This window comes from Kribbella sp. NPDC002412 (genome assembly GCF_053592935.1).
Genome location: NZ_JBSFBL010000018.1, coordinates 76,682 through 94,627 on the forward strand (window position 1 = coordinate 76,682; position 17,946 = coordinate 94,627).

General features: G+C 69.6%; 11 protein-coding genes. 4 read left to right on the plus strand and 7 right to left on the minus strand.

The window, feature by feature from the left end; translation table 11 throughout:
* Positions 1-41: 41 nt before the first annotated feature.
* The 4 genes from ACWCOV_RS16945 to ACWCOV_RS16960 all read right to left on the minus strand — a co-directional run bounded on the left by ACWCOV_RS16945 (position 42) and on the right by ACWCOV_RS16960 (position 6,364).
* On the minus strand, positions 42-419 hold the full coding sequence (locus ACWCOV_RS16945) for a VOC family protein (protein ID WP_449830186.1): 378 nt from the start codon (positions 417-419) through the stop codon (positions 42-44).
* A gap of 76 nt (positions 420-495) precedes the next feature.
* Positions 496-3,195, minus strand: a complete 2,700-nt coding sequence (locus ACWCOV_RS16950; protein WP_449830187.1) for an ATP-binding protein — start codon at positions 3,193-3,195, stop codon at positions 496-498.
* 125 nt (positions 3,196-3,320) lie between these two features.
* On the minus strand, positions 3,321-4,739 hold the full coding sequence (gene rox / locus ACWCOV_RS16955) for a rifampin monooxygenase (RefSeq protein WP_449830188.1): 1,419 nt from the start codon (positions 4,737-4,739) through the stop codon (positions 3,321-3,323).
* A 152-nt stretch (positions 4,740-4,891) separates the two neighbouring features.
* Entirely contained in the window at positions 4,892-6,364 is a 1,473-nt protein-coding gene (locus tag ACWCOV_RS16960) for an extracellular catalytic domain type 1 short-chain-length polyhydroxyalkanoate depolymerase (protein ID WP_449830189.1), read from the minus strand.
* Positions 6,365-6,585: 221 nt separating this feature from the next.
* Between ACWCOV_RS16960 and ACWCOV_RS16965 the strand changes: the two genes are divergently transcribed.
* From ACWCOV_RS16965 to ACWCOV_RS16980, 4 genes are all read left to right on the plus strand, one after another.
* Positions 6,586-7,773: a trypsin-like peptidase domain-containing protein gene (locus tag ACWCOV_RS16965; RefSeq protein ID WP_449830190.1), complete on the plus strand. Its 1,188-nt coding sequence runs from the start codon at positions 6,586-6,588 to the stop codon at positions 7,771-7,773.
* Between the two features lie 173 nt (positions 7,774-7,946).
* Positions 7,947-9,107, plus strand: coding sequence for an NAD(P)/FAD-dependent oxidoreductase (locus ACWCOV_RS16970; protein WP_449830191.1), 1,161 nt, complete (start codon positions 7,947-7,949; stop codon positions 9,105-9,107).
* Positions 9,108-9,132: 25 nt separating this feature from the next.
* Positions 9,133-10,668, plus strand: a complete 1,536-nt coding sequence (amaB, locus tag ACWCOV_RS16975; protein ID WP_449830192.1) for an L-piperidine-6-carboxylate dehydrogenase — start codon at positions 9,133-9,135, stop codon at positions 10,666-10,668.
* Complete coding sequence (locus ACWCOV_RS16980; protein ID WP_449830241.1) at positions 10,668-13,580, plus strand: FAD-binding and (Fe-S)-binding domain-containing protein; 2,913 nt, start codon at positions 10,668-10,670, stop codon at positions 13,578-13,580. The genes amaB and ACWCOV_RS16980 overlap by 1 nt, the downstream gene beginning before the upstream one ends.
* On the opposite strand, the gene ACWCOV_RS16985 is transcribed toward ACWCOV_RS16980, so the two are convergent.
* The 3 genes from ACWCOV_RS16985 to ACWCOV_RS16995 form a co-directional block, all read right to left on the minus strand.
* On the minus strand, positions 13,570-15,687 hold the full coding sequence (locus ACWCOV_RS16985; protein ID WP_449830193.1) for a DEAD/DEAH box helicase: 2,118 nt from the start codon (positions 15,685-15,687) through the stop codon (positions 13,570-13,572). The two genes, ACWCOV_RS16980 and ACWCOV_RS16985, sit on opposite strands and share 11 nt — an antisense overlap.
* A 242-nt stretch (positions 15,688-15,929) precedes the next feature.
* On the minus strand, positions 15,930-16,979 hold the full coding sequence (locus tag ACWCOV_RS16990) for a hypothetical protein (protein ID WP_449830194.1): 1,050 nt from the start codon (positions 16,977-16,979) through the stop codon (positions 15,930-15,932).
* A gap of 69 nt (positions 16,980-17,048) precedes the next feature.
* The gene (locus ACWCOV_RS16995) at positions 17,049-17,870 is read right to left on the minus strand and encodes an alpha/beta fold hydrolase (RefSeq protein ID WP_449830195.1); all 822 of its coding nucleotides are present in this window, start codon (positions 17,868-17,870) and stop codon (positions 17,049-17,051) included.
* Positions 17,871-17,946 lie beyond the last annotated feature (76 nt).

Genomic DNA, 17,946 nt, shown 5'->3' on the forward strand with positions numbered 1-17,946 from the left:
GGTCCCTGGTATCGCCCCTGGCACCGGGGTCTTCCGCCGGCTCAAGGGAGCGCTCCGGCCGTGGGTGCGCCGCCGATCAGCAGCCAGCGGTTGCCGTCGGGGTCGCGAAAGGAGGCCTGGTCGGCTCCAGTTGCGGTTCGGGTGATGGGGCTCGGAGCGGCGCCGCGCAGGTGGAGGTAGGCGACGGCCGACGGCAGGTCGTGCACCCGCAGCACACCGACCGTCGACCCCGGCTGGGCCGAGTCGATGCCGGAGCCGATGATGATCGAGCACAACGAGCCCGGCGGGGTCAGCTGGACGACCCGCACCTCGCCGTCCTGCTGGTCGCAGTCCAGGTGAAACCCGAGCGCACGGTAGAAGTGCCGGGTCCGGTCGACATCGGACACGGGTACGACGACGGCCTTGAGCTTGGTGTCCACGGGATGACTCCTTCGACGATCGTCCTCCCATCGTCGACACGGGTCGAGCCTGTCGCCCCCGTGGTCATCCCTGGTTCTACGGGGTGAGCGCCTTCCGGAGCTGGCGGCGGGACGTGATCCCGAGCTTGGAGAACGTGTTGCGCAGGTGCCACTCCACGGTCCGGGGGCTGATGTACAGCTGCGCCCCGATCTCCACGTTGGTCAGCCCGTCCCGCGCCAGCCCGGCGATCTGCGCCTCTTGCGCGGTGAGGTCGTTGAGCGTGTCCGGCGTACGTTTACGGACCGTCTCGCCGGTGGCCAGCAGCTCGTGCCGGGCACGCTCGGCGAACGCCTCGAGCCCCATGGCGACGAGCTGTTCGTGAGCCGTCCGCAGTTGTTCGCGAGCGTCGGCACGACGGCCTTCGCGGCGCAGCCACTCGCCGTACAACAGCTGGGCCCGGGCCACCTCGACGCGGAGACCAGTGCTTTGAAGGTGCTCGATCGACCGGCGATAGGCGTCTTCGTCCCCGCTGAGCAGGGCCCGGACGCGCGCTTCGATGCCGCGTCCCCAGTCCGTCGGGGTGATCGTGGCGCGCTCGCTCACCCAGGCAAGCGCGGACTCGACGAGCTTGGTGTCGCCAGTCCTCGACGCCGCCTCGGCCAGCTCTCCGACAATCAGGACGCCGTACCCGACAACATCCTGCTCGAACACCCGAAGCGCGGCGTCGCGGGCAACGTCGTACCTGCCGAGGCCGTTGTTGAGGACCGCGTCCGCGTACGACGCGAATGCCGCCAGCCGACCCTGGCTGTGTTCGTTCGCCTCCTGAAGGGTCGCGTCGACCAGCCGCCGGGCCTCACCCTCGTTGCCACGGAACGCCTCAAGCAGCAGAGCGCCGTACACTCCCGGCGGATTCCCGGTCGACGCCGCGATCTGCTGATCCTCGTCGACAAGCCCGGCCACTGCGCTCAACTCACCGCTCAAACACAGCAGCTGGGCCCGCGAGCCGAGCGCGAACTGAAGCCGCACAAGCGCCCCGGTCTCCCGAGCCACCCGATCCTCCCGAAGCGCGAACTCGACCGCCGCCTCGAAGTCCCACACCTCGACCGCGACCATGCCGCCAACCCGCCCATCAACCTCCACCCCGCGCGCACCCGCCCGCCGAGCTTGACCCTCCGCCTCGACCAGCGATCCCGCGGCAACCGCGTATCCGCGGGTGACCCGCAACGCCAGCGCCCGCAGCAACAACTCGGCCGGTGGATGTGGCTCGGCCGATGGGGGAGCCGCGGCTGCTGCGGTTGCGAGGATTGCTGGGGTATCTGGGCCGCTCGCCCAGATGGCTGCCGAGGTCGCCTCGAGGTAGGCCGTCCGCGCCCGGTCGGCATCAAGCGGCTCGAGCTGTTCGGCGGCGGCGAGCAGAGTGCGGGCTGCCTCGGCGGCTCGGCCCTGGTCGAACGCGATCTGTCCGCGCAGCCGCTCCGCTTCAGCCCCGAGTAGCGCGTTCGGCGGACCGGCGCTCGCGCTACCGAGCAGCTCGAGCGCCGCCTCGAGCGCCCCAGCACGGCGCTTGGCCGACGCCGCGGCCAGCAACCGCTGCGACCGCCGATCCGGGTCGAGCGTCAGCGCCGCCGACCGCTCCAGGAACGCTCCGGCTGCGAAGAACCCGCCACGCGCCCGCGCCCGGTCGGCAGACCGCTCAAGCTCAGCGGCAACCTCCTCATCGGGAAGCGGTGTCGCGTTCGCCCGATGCCACGCGCGCCGGTCCGGATCGACGTCGGGATCGGTCACCTCAGCCAACGCCCGGTGCACCGCCTGCCGCTCCTGCGGCGTCGCCAGCCGGTACGCCGCCGACCGCACCATCGGATGCTTGAACTGAATATGCCGGCCGAACGTGATCAGTCCGGTGGCGATCGCCGCAGCCGCGGGATCCGCCCCGAGATCAAGCTTCTCCGCTGCCCGCCAGAGCAAAGTCGGGTCGCCAAGCGGTTCCGCCGCGGCCGTGAGCAGGAGCAGCCGGGTGTCTGCCGGGAGGACCTCGAGCCGCCGTACGAAGCTCTCCTCGATCCGGCTGGCGAGGGAGCCCGGACTGACGCCGTCCGCCAGCTCGGTCAGGCTCCACGCATGCGGCAGCTCCAGCAAGGCGAGCGGGTTGCCGCGGGTCTCCGCCACGATCCGGTCCCGCACCCGCGGGTCGACCGGCCCGGGCAGGACCGAGTCGAGCAGGGCCCGCGCGTCCGCGTCACCCAGCCCGCGAACCTCAAGCTCGGCGAGCCCAGTCAGCTCGTGATCCGCGCCGTCGCGAACGGCGAACACCATCACCACCGACTCAGCCGCCAGTCGCCGAGCCACGAACGCGAGGATCCGAGCAGACATCAGATCGATCCACTGGGCATCGTCGATCACACACAGCACCGGCTGCTGGGTCGCCGCGTCGGACAGCAGATTCAGTACGGCGAGGCCGACAAGAAACTTGTCCGGCGGCGGGCCGTCCTGCTCGCCGAACGCCGTACCCAGCGCATCATGCTGCGGTCCCGGAAGACGCTCGGCCAGCTTGAGGAACGGCTGGCACAACTGATGAAGCCCGGAGTACGCGAGCTCCATCTCGGACTCGACCCCCACGGCCCGCGCAACTCGGCAAGCCTCACTCCGCGCAACCAACTCCTCGAGCAACGCCGACTTCCCAACCCCAGCCTCCCCCCGGAGCACCAACACCTCACTCCGCCCCACCCGCGCAGCCCCAACCAACCCCTCCAACACAGCAACTTCCCGCCCCCGCCCACGCAGTCCCCGCACCCCCACAATCTATCCCGCCCAATCCTCCACCCCGCCCCCATCCCGCGTATGGCGCCGCGCGCGGGTGAGGGCTAGTTGGCGTACCGCTCGTAGTCCTCGATTCTCCAGTCGAGCCGTGCCTCGTCCACTGGTCAGCTGCTAGGGGTGCCGAACCACTTGGTGAGGTGGGTGTTGAGGTCTTGTTGGGTCTCGCCGATCCAGGCGATGTGGCCGTCGGGGCGCACAAGGATGGCTGGGTGGGGGAGATCACCGGTCAGGTGGTCGACGCGGTCTTCCCAGCCGGTGATCGAGAGAGTGCCGGTCTGGTCCAGGAGGAGGCCGCGGGCGGTGTGGAGGTGCTCGTAGAGGCGGCCTTGTTTGAGCGGGAGGTCCGGGAGGCGGCGGCCGATCAGGTCGTGCTCCGAGCCGAAGTCGTAGCGAATGGCGGTTGCGGTGATCTTCTCGATGAGGAGGCGGTGGACGTCTTCGAAGTCCATGAGCTCTGACACCAAACGCCGTACCGCTTGAGCTCCAGGCTCGGTGGACATGAGTTCCATCTGGGCACGGGTGTTGTCGAGAACGTCGGCAGCCACCGGATGCCGTTCGGAGTGGTAGGTGTCGAGAAGGTCGTCGGGCGCCCAGCCGTTGACCTCGGCCGCGAGCTTCCAGCCGAGGTTGACGGCGTCCTGGATGCCGAGGTTGAGGCCCTGGCCGCCCGCCGGTGGATGGATATGGGCGGCGTCGCCGGCGAGCAGGACGCGCCCGGTGCGGTACTGGTCGGCCAGGCGGGTCGCATCACCGAAGCGGGACAGCCAGCGAGGTGAGTGCACCCCGAAGTCCGTCCCGGCGTACTTCTGCAACTGCCCCTTGAACTCCTCGAAGGTAGGCGGGGTGGTGCGGTCCCCGGTCAACCCATCAGCGGGTACGACGACGCGGTACGTGCCGTCATGCAGCGGCATGGCCCCGAACCGCAGCTCGGTCTTGCGGATCTCCATGACGGCAGCCATCAGCGCCTCCGTTGACGCCGTCACCTCCATCTCACCGAGCAGCGTCTCGACCTGGCTGGTCTCGCCGGGGAACCCGACGCCGAGCAGACGTCGCACGGTACTGCGGCCGCCGTCGCACCCAACCAGATACCGCGAGCGCAGCTGACTGCCGTCGGCCAGTTCGACCGTGACTCCGTCGGAGTCCTGACTCAGGCCGACCAGTTCGGTGTTCCGCCGGATCTCGGTGCCGACCTCGGCGGCGTGCTCGGCGAGCAGGCGGTCGGTGATGTTCTGCGGGATGCCGAGGACGTACGGGTGGGAGCTGTCCAGATGCACCGGGTTCGGCTTGAGGATCCCGGCGAAGAAGCCGCCGACCGGGAACTGCTTCCCGTGCTCCTGGAACCGCTCCAGCAGACCACGCTGGTCCAGCACCTCGATGCTGCGCGCATGTAGCCCGAGCGCCCGGACGACCTTGGTGGGCCCGGACTCCTTCTCCAGCACCACCACGTGGACGCCGTGCAGCCGCAGTTCACTGGCCAGCATCATCCCGGTCGGCCCGCCACCGGCAACGATCACGTCAATCATCAAGCCCCCTGATCGAGATTGTTCTGGCTGAGGACCGCGATTCTGCAGCACCAACATGGGCTTGCGGCAAGTCCCCCAGTGCGCTATAGGTTGATAGTGGCAGGGAGATCCGTTCTCCTTGCCTCTTCTTTTGCCCCGGCCAGAACGGCGCGCTAATCGCCGTACGTGACGTGCAGGGTGGCTTGTGCTCCCGGCGACAGGAACCGGTAGGCGGTGGTTGTGGGGGTCTGGGCGAAGCGGAGTTTGAGTTGGGTGGGGCCGGTGCGGTTGATGGTGGCGCGGGAGAAGTCGGTGGAGGTGGCCGGACCGGTGGTGAAGGGCGGGAGGGCGGCCACGGCTGCGGTGGTTGGGGGGCTTGTCCAGTCGGCAGGTTCAGTCGTGCAGGCGTTGAGGCAGCCGGTGTGAAGGTCGATCAGGAGCCGGTTGGAGCCGGCCCACGGGTCGCCAACAGCTGAGGCCGATGTAACGGTCAGCCAGGCCCGCGTAATGGTGGCGTCGTCGGGGATGGTCGAGGTGTCGAAGGAGAGTACGGCGCGGTTCTGCTTGCCGTCGGTGCCTTGCCCGACAGCAAGGTTGGGCAGAGTGCCGACGACGGGGGCGGAGCCGTCGGACTGGGCTTTGACGTAGCCGTCGTGACTGTCGATGCTCGGGAACGCCTGGGTGCCGGGCGACGTCGGGGCATCGTCGAGACCCCAGAAGCGGGCAATGTGTTCGGCCGCACAGACGTTGACGTCCAGGATGTACGGCGCAGTCGTGCCACACGTACCGGGGTCGATCGGCTGCCCGTGATTCATCCCGGTGATCGAGTACGTCTCCACCACGGACTGTCCGGCGCTGTTGCGATACATCTTGTGGGGATAGCCGCTGATGGTATCCGACACGTCGGCCGTCTGGTCCGTGCCGTGAACGTTGGTCCACTGCTCGACGAGTTCGTTGAGGTTGCTGTAGGCAACTGTCGAGTCGGCGGTGCCGTGCCAGACGGAGATCGTCGGCCATGGTCCGGTCGAAGCGGCCCGGACCTTGTCGCCCCACTGTTGTGGCGTCAGGTTCGTGCCAGGCGACATGCAGGAGAAGGCCTGCGCAACGGTCGTGGCGCAACGGTAGGGCAGGCCCGCGACGACCGCGCCGGCCGCGAACACTTCCGGGTACGTCGCCAGCATCACCGAAGTCATCGCACCGCCCGCGGACAACCCGGTGACGTAGCTTCTCGCAGACCCGAAGTCCGACCGCATCCGGTCCACCATCTGCTTGATCGACAGCGCCTCGCCGGAACCCCGCGTCGTGTCGCCCGTCTCGAACCAGTTGAAGCAGGAGTTCAGGTTGTTCGAGCTTTGCTGCTGAGGCAGAAGCAGCGCAAACCGCATCCGCTCGGCGACCTCGACCCAGCCGGGCTCGACGTCGTACGCTGCCGCCGACTGCGTGCACCCGTGCAACGCAACCACCAGCGGCCGTCGCGGTTCGAGACCGTCAGGAACATAGCGGAACATCCTGAGGTTGCCCGGATTCGTGCCGAATCCGGTCACTTCCTGGAGGGCGGCGGCCTGCGCAACGGGCGCTGGTACGGCGATGAAGCCGGCGACGACCGCGAGTACCACTGCCAACCGCCGTACGACGTCAAGACTCATGAGGCACCTCGCATCGAGTTGGGGGCGAACTCTTCCCGCCGATGCTTCTGGCTGCCGCCGCCGAGCGCCATGTGCTGGTCACACACACCTGCTGGTGCCTTTGTGTCGCGGACCGTGCATTCCGGAATGCAGCGCTGGGCAAAAGGGGACACCTGGCGCCGGATTGCCCTGAGCAACTAGTCGCCTACCGGCGGGTGATGACGGGCTGCGGCTCTGGACGGGTGCAGGTTGCGGCTCTGCTGGTGCCGCTGGGGGTGATGGCGCCGGTCACGGCGTCGGCGGCCGAGCCGGTACAGAGCGCCGAGCTGGAGAAGAGCGTCGTCGCGCTGCACATCAGGACGGTCGCGAACGTGCGCTATCCGACCGAGGGCGGCGGCGAGGACGTCGTCCGGGAGCCGATGGTCGTCGAAGGGACGTGCTCGGGCTTCCTCGTCAGCGCCACCGGCGACCTCGTCACCGCGGGCCATTGCGTCGACCCGCAGGAGATCCGGCGTGATCTGATCATCGAAGCGCTGCTCTTCATGGAGAAGGCCAAGCAGATCTCCAAGGCGAAGGACTGGCTCGAGTACGCCGTGAAGAACTGGGACGTCGAGGGCGGCAGCAAGGGCAGCAAGCCGGAGACGCGCGTCCGCATCACCCAGCCCGAGTCGGTCGGCGGGCCGGTGAAGTTCGACCACAACGCCCAGATCATCGACTACAAGTCCTTCAACGACGGCGACGTCGCGCTGCTGCGGGTGTCCGGCATCTCGGGCGCGCTTCCGTTGCCGATCGCAACGCAGGACCCGGCCGTCGGCACGAAGCTGATCTCGATCGGGTTCCCGGCCGCGGTCGGGAAGGTGATCGACGAGAACCAGCGAGCCAGTTTCAAGACCGGTACGGCGAGCTCGCAGCAGACCTCGCCGAAGGGCGTGCCGCAGACCGAGGTCAACGCCGACCTGAGCGGCGGCATGTCCGGCGGCCCGACCGTGGACGAGGGCGGCAACGTGCTCGGCGTGAACAGCTTCCTGCTGCGCAACCAGCAGAACTTCAACTTCATCACCGACACCACCGACCTCGGGGCGTTCCTGCGCCAGCACGGCGTGAACCCGGTCGCGCCCCGGGCTGCCACCGGGGACGATGCATCCGCTGGCAACGGTCCTCTGGCGGTCCCGGTGGCCGACTCCGGCGGCAGCTTCCCGTGGTGGTTGCCCGGCGGGGTCGCGCTCCTGCTCGTCCTGGCGGGTGGCGTCCTCGTCTGGTACCAGCGCAACCGCACAAGGCCGGTGCCAGTAGAACGACCGGCCTTCGTCGGTACAGCGATGCCGCAGTACGGACCGCAACCGCCGGCCAATCCACCCGGCTGCGATCACCGCAACAACCCGCCAGGAGCCCGCTTCTGCAACACCTGCGGAGCTCCGCTGTCCCGATAGCGAAAGAACTGCTTGCCCTCACCCGCGAGACCGGCGCCCTGTCCTGGTGGCAGGGCGCCGGTCTCGTGCGCTGAGATGGACACCTCGGCCGGAACGCGTTCTTACCCTCCCGTCACGGATAGTTGCCCGCCGGGACTTTCGCCCAGCCGCCGTCCCACGGAAGAGTGGTCCCCATGAGTCGCGCTCGCACCCTCCCCGCGGCCGCCGATGTGGTCGTCATCGGCGGCGGGATCATGGGTGTCAGCGCGGCGTACCACCTCGCGGCGGCCGGGAAGCGGGTCGTCCTGCTCGAGAAGGGCGCGCTCGGCCAAGGATCGACCTGTCACGCGGCAGGTGGTGTGCGCGGGTTCTTCTCCGACGAGGTCAACATCCGGATCGGCCTGCGCAGCCTCGACGTCTTCGAGCGCTTCGGCGACCTGTTCGGCACCGAGATCGACCTGCACCAGACCGGCTACCTGTTCCTCGTCGACAACGCCGACGACCTGGCCGTGTTCGAGCGTAACGTCGCGCTGCACAACGCCGCCGGAGGTGACAGCCGGATGATCTCCGCGGCCGAGGCGAAACGGCTCTCACCGCTGATCGACAGCACCGGCATCGTCGGCGCGGCCTGGTCGCCGCGGGACGGGCACTGTACGCCGGAATCGGTCGTCCAGGGCTATGCAAAGGCGGCCCGCGCAGCCGGGGCGACGATCCTCACCAACTGCCCGGCCACCGGGATCGAGACCGACGGCAACCGGATCGTGAAGGTCGTCACCGCTGCCGGAGAGCTCCGCACGGACCAGGTGGTCTGCGCGGCCGGCGCCTGGTCGGCGCAGGTCGGCGGCTGGGTCGGCGTGGACCTGCCGGTGGTCCCGCTCCGCCGCCAGATCGCGATCACCGAACCGATCCCCGGTCTCGACCCGGAGACGCCGTTCACGATCGACTTCACCACCTCGCTGTACTTCCACCGCGAAGGCGAGGGACTCCTGGTCGGCTGCCCCGAAGCGGTCGACTCGTGGAGTTTCGACACGTCCCGGGACCCGGCCTGGCTGACCACGCTGGCCGAGGCCATCGAGCGCCGCGTCCCCGCGCTGGGGGAGGTGGGCATCGGCCGCGGCTGGGCCGGGCTCTACGAGATGACCCCCGACCACAACGCGGTCATCGGCCGCTCGCGAACTGTGCCGGGGTTCGTGTACGCCTGCGGCTTCTCCGGCCACGGCTTCCTGATGGGGCCGGCGATCGGGGAGGTGCTCCGCGATCTCTGCCTGGATCGCGAGCCGGTCGTCGATGTCACCTCGCTCGACGCCGAGCGGTTCAGTGCGGCCGGCGCACGCCCGGAGCTGAACGTTGTCTGACCATCCGATCGCACAAGGAGCGACCATGTCCCGTACCGAGATTCCCGGTTCCGAGATCCTCGGCGCCCAGGCGCTGGCCGCTGCGCGGGCGTGTGGCGTCGACGCCGCCACCATCGCCGGTGAGCGGAGTCACCGGTCGCCGATCAACGGGGGAGACCTCGGTGGTGTGCGCTGGGACGAGGCGGGCTCCGTCGACGACGTGGTCGCTCGCGCCAACGCCGCGTTCCGGGAGTGGCGAAAGGTCCCGGCGCCGGCGCGCGGCGCGGTCATCAAGCGCTTCGGCGAGCTGCTGACCGAGCACAAGACGGACCTGGCAACGCTGGTCAGCGCCGAGGTCGGCAAGATCACCTCCGAGGCCCTCGGCGAGGTGCAGGAGATGATCGACATCTGCGACTTCGCGGTCGGCCTGTCGCGTCAGCTCTACGGGCGTACGGCGGTCTCCGAGCGCCCTGGCCACCGGCTGATGGAGACCTGGCACCCGCTCGGCGTGGTCGGTGTGATCAGCGCGTTCAACTTCCCGGTCGCGGTCTGGTCGTGGAACACCGCGATTGCCCTGGTGTGCGGCGACACCGTGATCTGGAAGCCGTCGGAGCAAGCGCCGCTGTGCGCCTGGGCCTCCGCGGCGCTGCTCGACCGTGCCTTGGCGGAGTCCGGCGCGCCGGCGGATGTGTCCCAGGTCGTCGTCGGCGGCCCGGAGGTCGGTGAAGCCCTGGTGGACCACCCCGGTGTCGCACTCGTCAGCGCCACCGGGTCCAGCCGGATGGGAAAGGCCGTCGGACCTCGGGTCGCCAACCGGTTCGGCCGGTCGCTGCTCGAGCTCGGCGGCAACAACGCAGCCATCGTCGCGCCATCGGCCGATCTGGATCTCGCCCTGCGCGGGATCGTCTTCTCCGCCGCCGGGACGGCAGGACAACGCTGTACGACGATGCGCCGCGTCATCGCCCACTCCTCGGTGGCCGAGCAACTCACCGATCGCCTCGTCGAGGCGTACGCCCGGCTCCCGATCGGCAACCCGATGGCCGCGGGCACCTTGGTCGGCCCGCTGATCCACGGCAAGGCGTACGACGTGATGACCGCGGCGATCGCCCAGGCCGGAGCCGAAGGCGGCAAGACAGTGGCCGGCGGCGGCCGGGTGCTCGCCGACGCGGCGCCGGATGCGTTCTACGTCGAGCCGGCGATCGTCACGATGCCGAGCCAGAGCGACATCGTGCGGACCGAGACGTTCGCGCCCTTGCTCTACGTGCTGACGTACGACGACCTCGCCGAGGCCATTGCCCTGAACAACGATGTTCCGCAGGGGCTGTCCTCGTCGATCTTCACCCGCGACCAGGCCGAGGCCGAGCTCTTCGTCTCCGCGGAGGGCTCGGACTGCGGCATCGTCAACGTGAACATCGGCACCTCCGGGGCCGAGATCGGCGGCGCCTTCGGCGGTGAGAAGGAGACCGGCGGCGGCCGCGAGTCCGGCTCGGACGCCTGGCGCGGGTACATGCGCCGTGCGACCAACACGATCAACTACTCCGGTGAGCTTCCGCTGGCGCAGGGGGTGGACTTCTCGGTGTGATGCGGAACAGCCACGACGCGACGGAGCTCGCCGCCGAGCTGAGGTTACGGGGCATCAGTGAGGCCGATGATTCGGCGCTGGCCCGCGCCATGTATGCCGGTGACGCGAGCCTCTACCGCGTTGTCCCGTTGGTCGTGGTGCGGCCGCGCCGGACGGATGAGCTCCTCGCCGTCCATGCGGCCGCGCGGGAGCTGCGCGTCCCGGTCACCATGCGGGGCGCCGGCACGTCGATCGCCGGCAACGCGGTCGGCCCCGGGATCGTCGTCGACACCCGCCGTCTCCAGCGGATCGTCGCCATCGACCCCGAAGCACGTACGGCGACCGTCGAGCCCGGCGTCGTCCACGCCGACCTTCAGCGTGCCGCAGCGCCGTACGGCCAGCGCTTCGGACCGGACCCGTCCACCCACACCCGCTGCACGATCGGCGGCATGATCGGCAACAACGCCTGCGGCTCAAGAGCCCTCGGCTACGGCCGAACAGCCGACAACGTCGAAGCCTTACAAGTCCTGTTCGGCAACGGAGAAACCACCTCCCTCACCGCCACCAGCCACCCCCACCACGACGCCGGCGGCGACGTCGGGCGTGGGGTGGGTGGGGACGTCGGGCGTGGAGCGGGTGGGGACGTCCGCGGGGGTGGGGCTACGGCGGAACGCTTGGTGGGGTTGGTGGGAGACAACCTGGCGCATGTGCGGACGTCGTTCGGGCGGTTTGGGCGGCAGGTGAGTGGCTACAGCCTGGAGCATCTGCTGCCGGAGAACGGTGGGCGAGTGGATCGCTTCCTGGTGGGCAGTGAGGGCACGCTCGGAACGGTGCTTGAGGCAACCGTTCGGCTGGTGCCGGACGAGCCGGGGCGGCGGCTCCTCGTGCTCGGGTATCCGACGATGGCCGACGCGGCAGACGCCGTACCGGCGCTGCTGGCAGCTGTGCCCGGTCGCCTGATCGCTTGCGAAGGCATGGACGCGCGGATCGTGGATCTCGTGCGCAGCAAGGGAAAGCCGGTGCCGGAGTTGCCGAAGGGCGCGGGCTGGCTGTTCGCGGAGGTCGCCGGCGAGGACGGGCCCGAGCTGATCAGCCGGCTCGCGGCCGCGTCCGGGGCGCTCGAGACGAAGCTGGTCACGAATGCGGCCGAGGCGGCCGCATTGTGGCGGATCCGTGAGGACGGCGCCGGGCTTGCGGGAGTGAGTCTGCCGACGCCGGCCCACTCCGGTTGGGAGGATGCCGCGGTCCCGCCCGAGTACCTCGGCGCCTGGTTGCGCGACTTCGAGGAGCTTCTGGCCGCGCACGGCCTGCGCGGGTACCCGTACGGTCACTTCGGCGACGGCTGCGTCCACTGCCGCATCGACTTCCCGTTCGAGGCCGGTCGCCCGGGGAGTGCCGCCGGCTTCCGGGAGTTCATGCTCGAGTGCGCGGCGACGCTGAAGAAGTACGGCGGCTCGCTGTCCGGTGAGCACGGAGACGGACGGGTCCGGTCGGAGCTACTGCCGATGATGTACGACGAGACCTCGATCAGCCTGTTCGCGCAGGCAAAGCAGATCTGCGACCCGGACAACCTGCTCAACCCCGGCATCATCGTCGAACCGGCATCCATCACCGACGACCTCCGACCGATCCGCCCGCGCACCACGCTGGAGCGTCCGGGACTGCGTTTGATCCACGACGGCGGCGACCTCGGTGCAGCCGTCCACCGCTGCACGGGCGTCGGCCGCTGCGTCGCCCCGAAGACCACCGGCGTCATGTGCCCGTCGTACCTAGCGACCCGCGACGAGAAGGACTCCACCCGCGGCCGCGCCCGCGTCCTCCAGGAAGCGCTCGACGGATCCCTCATCAACGGCCTCGACCACGCGGCCGTCGACGAGGCCCTCGACCTCTGCCTGTCCTGCAAAGGCTGTTCGTCAGATTGCCCCGCCGGCGTGGACATGGCCACCTACAAGTCCGAAGCCCTCTTCCAGAAGTACAAAGCCAAACGCCGGCCCCGCTCCCACTACACCTTAGGGCGACTCCCACACTGGGCGCGCCTAGCAGCCCCCATCGCCACCCTGGCGAACCTCTCGATGCGCCTGACCCCAACCGCAAAACTAGCCAAACTCACAGCTGGAATAGACCCCCGCCGCACAATCCCACCCTTCGCAAAGAAGACACTCAGACGCTCAGCCCGCCGCACAAATCGGCGTGCCGGTCGGGTGGATGACGTGCCTGATGTTTGGGTTTGGGCGGATTCCTTTACTGATTACTTCTTTCCGCAGTCTGGGTTGGCGGCGATTCGGTTTCTCGAGGCCAGCGGGCTGACGGTGCGGGTGATCGGGGACAACGCTTGCTGTGGGTTGACCTGGATCACGACCGGGCAGCTTGGGCGGGCCCGGCGGATAGTCGAGCGGACCGTTGGGACGCTGGCGCCCTATGTGGCTTCGGGTGTGCCGGTGATCGGGCTGGAGCCGTCCTGTCTCGCGACCCTGCGGAGTGACGCAATCGAGCTCACCGACGCGCCCGAGGCGAAGCTGGTTGCGGAAGGCGTGCTCACCTTCGCCGAGCTGGTGACAAACCTGGGCCTCGACCTACCGGACCTCACCGGCGTCGAGGTCGTCGCGCAGCCGCACTGTCATCAGAGTTCGGTCCTCGGCTGGTCGGCAGATCACCATCTCCTGCAACGCGCCGGCGCGAGCGTTACCAGAGTCCCCGGCTGCTGCGGCCTGGCCGGCAACTTCGGCGTCGAGGCAGGACACTACGAAATCTCGGTGGCCATCGCCGAGACACACCTGCTCCCCGCCGTACGGTCCCACCCGGATGCCGTCGTACTCGCCGACGGCATGTCCTGCCGCTTCCAGCTCGACGACCTGGCCCAGGTCCCCACGATGCACCTCGCTGAACTCTTCGCCTCGCGGCTCGACTCACCGGGAGTGCAGGTCAGTCGGTGAGGGCCTTGGTGAGGAGGGCGGTGAGGGCCTCGAGCTGGAAGTCGGCGGAGTTGGAGACCTCTTCGTCGGAGCCGTCGAGTGCGCGGGCGGCCAGGCCGGCCTTGCTGTCGATCAGGTCCGCGATCCGGGTGTCGATCGTCTGCGCGGCGATGATCCGCCACGCGGTGACCGGGTCGGACTGACCGATCCGGTGCACGCGGTCGATGGCCTGTTCCTGTTCGGCGTTCGTCCAGGACAGCTCGGCCAGTACGACGTTCGACGCGACCTGCAGGTTGAGGCCGACACCGGCCGTCAGCAGCGAGCAGACGGCGATGGAGACCTCGGGGTCGTTGACGAACGCGTCGATGTTCTTCTGCCGCGTCGTCCGGGACTGGTCGCCACGGATCGACGAGAACTCGATACCGCGCTCGGTGAACAGGTTCTCCGCGGCGTCCAGCACCTCGATGTGCCGGGCGAAGAACACCACCTTGCCGACGTTGTGCGCGAGCTGGGCCGCGTAGTCGGCGGCCATCCCGGCCTTCGCGGCGCCGATCCGGCGGACCAGGTTGAAGATGTTGTCGCCGGACTTCGACTTGGCCGACTCGGCGCGCTCCCACTCGGCGACCCGGCGGACCAGGTCGTGGTCGATGCCGTCGACCTCGTCGGCGCTGTCGCGGGCCGCGAGTACGGCGTGGTAGCGAGCGACCAGGCGGTCGGCGAGCTCGCGCTCGGCGGCCCGGATCGAGCGGCCGGCGGCGTCGTCGAGCTCGACGGGCAGGTCGGCCACCCGGCGGGCCGGGATGTCGGCGGCCACGTCGACCTTGCGGCGCCTAACGATGCCCAGGTCGATGACGCTGGCCCGGGCGGCCGCGTAGAAGCCGGGGTCGGCCGGGGTCAGGCCGGACTGTTCCAGCTTCTCGGTCAGCTCGGCGCGCGGGCTCTTGTCGTCGATCCAGCCGAGGAACTGCCAGATCGCCGCGAAGTCCTCGATGTCGTTGATCAGCGGCGTGCCGGTGAGCGCCATCAGCAGCGGCCGGGTGGTCCAGGACCGGATCCGGTCGGACAGGTGCAGCACGTTCTGCGAGCGCTGCGACTTCTTGTTCTTGATGAAGTGCGCCTCGTCCACGACCATGCCGCGGAAGCCGAGGTCGCCGAGCCAGCCGACGTGCCGGTCGAGCACCTCGTAGTTGACGATGACGATGTCGGCGAACCCGTCGATGGTGTCCCCGTCGCCCTGGATCACGGTCGGCTTGCGCCGCGGCGTCCAGAGACCGGCCTCGCGGGCCCAGTTGGTCTTCACGACGTTCGGCACGACGACGAGCAGCGGGTAGGCGTTCGCGGCCTGCGCGGCCAGCAGCGCCTGAGCGGTCTTGCCGAGCCCCGGCTCGTCTGCCAGCAGGAAGGTCCGGTGGCCGTTCGCGACCGCGGCGATCAGCCGGGCCTGGTGCAGCATGAGCTCCTGGCCGTTCGCCGTCCGCAGGGAGGTCGGCTCGGGCAGGGTCTTGCTGGCCGAGGCGGTGGCGTACTCGAACGACTTGAACAGCGGGCCGAGCAGCTCCCAGCCGGCCAGCCGCTGCGGGCGGACCTGCTTGGGCGCGGGCGACGAGAAGTCCGGAGTGAGGAACGGGTTGGCGAGCTGCCGCTGGACCACCGACTGCGGTACGACGCGGCGCGCCGTCGACGTGTTGGCCGGCGCCGGCTCGGCACGCTTCGGCTCCTCGGCGGGTGCCTCCAGCCCGGCGTCCAGCATCATCTCGCGCTTGAGCGCGGCGGCTGCGGGGGAGACGGTGGCGTCCTCGGCGAGCAGCGCCAGCAGCGAGGTGTCGCGAGCGGCGGTCTTGGCCAGGATCGTCGCGATCCCGTCGAGCCGCCGGAGCTGCTTGGTGCGGTCGGCCTCGGCGGCCGACTGGTCGGCGTTCACCCGGGCCCGCTCCTCGCGCACGAGCAGCGCGATGACCTGGAACTTCGTCCGCACGGACGCCTGGACGGCACCGCGCTGGACGGCGCCCTCGACCTCCCGCACGGCGCGGGCGAGCACGGGCATGATCCCCTCGGCGTCGCGGACACGACGCCGGCGTGGGGTGGCGCTACGCGTAGCGCCGGACTGGCGCTGGCCTCGTCGGGCCAAAGAATCCTCCTCGGTCTGCCGCGGCACCGGTGCCGCGGCCGAACACACCACCGCACGGCGGCACACCACGCGACGCGATGCCGAGTGACCGGGGTGCTCACCGGCACTCGATGCTCAGGCCGGCGCTACAACACGCTGGCTTCCGACGGGGCCCGCGGCCGCTGGACAGACGGTCGTGAACTGCGTCGCTGGCGCACCCTAGCGGGGCAATCGGCGTCGTGAAGGGTTGCCGACGTTCGGTGCTACCTCAATCGTAGCCCCAGCCCGCTGTGGCGCCAGCCCGTGGGTGCGCAAATCGGCTGAGTACGGCGCAGGTAGGACCGGGCGCTGACCGCCAGCGCGGCTCCGAGCCCGCCGAACGCGAGCCCGCCGAAGACCACCATCCAGGCCAGCCCACTCGCGGTGAACGGCCCCGGATCGCCCTCAGCCGTTGCCACCCCGGCCAGCGTGAGCGAACCCCAGATGACGAGCGGTACGCCGTAAAGCGTGAGGCTGGCCGCCCCGGTCAAGGCGGGCAGGAGCAGGAGCCAGCGGGGGAGCCGGTACGTGTGGAGGAGTGCCACGACCAGGCCGGCGCCGGCGAGCGCGGCCAAGACGGTGATGTCGATGCCGGCGGACTCCAAGAGCCGGGTCAGCGCCGATTGGTCGCTCTCGCTCATCGTGGAGCGCCACTCGCTGTTCGTCACGCCCAGTGCGGACCCGCCGAGGATCCAGACCGTCTTCACGGTTGCCCACGGCAAGAGGCCGAGGAGCAGCAGGTACGACGTACGGCGACTGCGCGTCGACGACCGCCGCCTGAGCGGCCGCGACAGGGGTGCACCGGGCCGGAGAGGCAGCGGGTGGTGACCTCCGCAGCGCGGGCACCGGTCCCGGCGTCGGCGCGACTGGGCCTGTGCGGTCGCGAAGAGCAGCACTGCCCCGACCAAGGCCGCCAGCTGGGTCACCAGCGCGAGCGGGCGCTCAACGGTGCCGGACGCGACCATGCCGACGCCGCTCAGCGCCAGTCCGAACGTGCCGACCCCGGCTGTGGCAGTCGCGAAGGCCAAACCGAGCACGGCGACCCGGGACGTCGACCGGGCCGACATCACCGCGGCCACACACCCGGTCACCAGCAGCAGTGCGATCGCCGTCCCGACGGTGGCTCCGCCGGGCGGCTCGCCTTGCACGTTCGCGACCGGGAAACCCGTCCGGCCGCCAGCGGTCCAGTAGACGGCCAGAGCGCCGTACAGGACCGCCCAGAGTTGCGCGGCGCGTCCGATCCACTCCGGCCACCGGCGACAGGCTTTCAGCATGTCTGGAGCATGCTCCCGCCGCCGGCGTCCGGGATCCCCCACGCGAGGGAACTGCTTCCCCCGCGCGGGTCAGGCCTCCGGCATCGGGGCGTCGAGGAAGGTGAGGACGACGTCGCGGGCCAGGTCCGTGCGGGCCAGGCCGAAGAAGTGCGTGGTCCCGGGGAACACCGCCAGCTGCGAGGACGGCACACCGACGAAGTCGCCGTTGACGTCACCACCGCGCAGCTGCAGGAACCGGACGGCGTGCTCCAGCTTCACCGCGTCGCAGTCGCCCACCGTGATCAGGGTCGGCGCGGCGATCCCGCGGATGTCGTCGTCGGACCAGCCGGTCACGCCCTTGTCGTAGCCGCCGAGCTTGGTCAGCAGGGCCTGCAGGTGCTCCAGGTCCGGGTGCGGCGACTTGCGCAGGTACTCCGCCTCCATCGGCGTGCCGGCGATCATCTCCACCTTCATCTCGCCGATCGCCTCGGTGTTCTCGATCCGGTCGCCGTCGGGGTGGAACGACACCGAGGAGATGATCGCCTTGCGGATCAGCTCCGGGTGCTTGATGGTCAGGTAGAGCGCCACCGCGCCGCCGACGCTGAAGCCGAACACGTCGACCTTGGACACGCCGAGGTGCTGCAGCAGGCCCACCACGTCCGAGGCCAGGTCGACGGTGCCGAGCGGGCGGTCGATGTCGTTGGTCCGGCCGTGCCCCTGGAAGTCGGCGGCGATGACCTGCCGGTCCTTGGCCAGGCTCGGCAGCAGCTCCCCGAACTGCTGGTCGATGTCGAACAGCCCGCCGTGCAGCAAGAGCAACGGCGTCCCACCCGATCCGTGGATCTCGTAGTACATCTGCAACCCGTTGACGGGCGCGTAGCCGGTCTGCGGCGCAGTCGCTTCCTCGGACACAGAATCCCCTCCCTTGTCGACCGTCCACTCCCTATCAGTCTCAAGGGGTCATGTCACAGCGGGCGCAGGTGGGTGG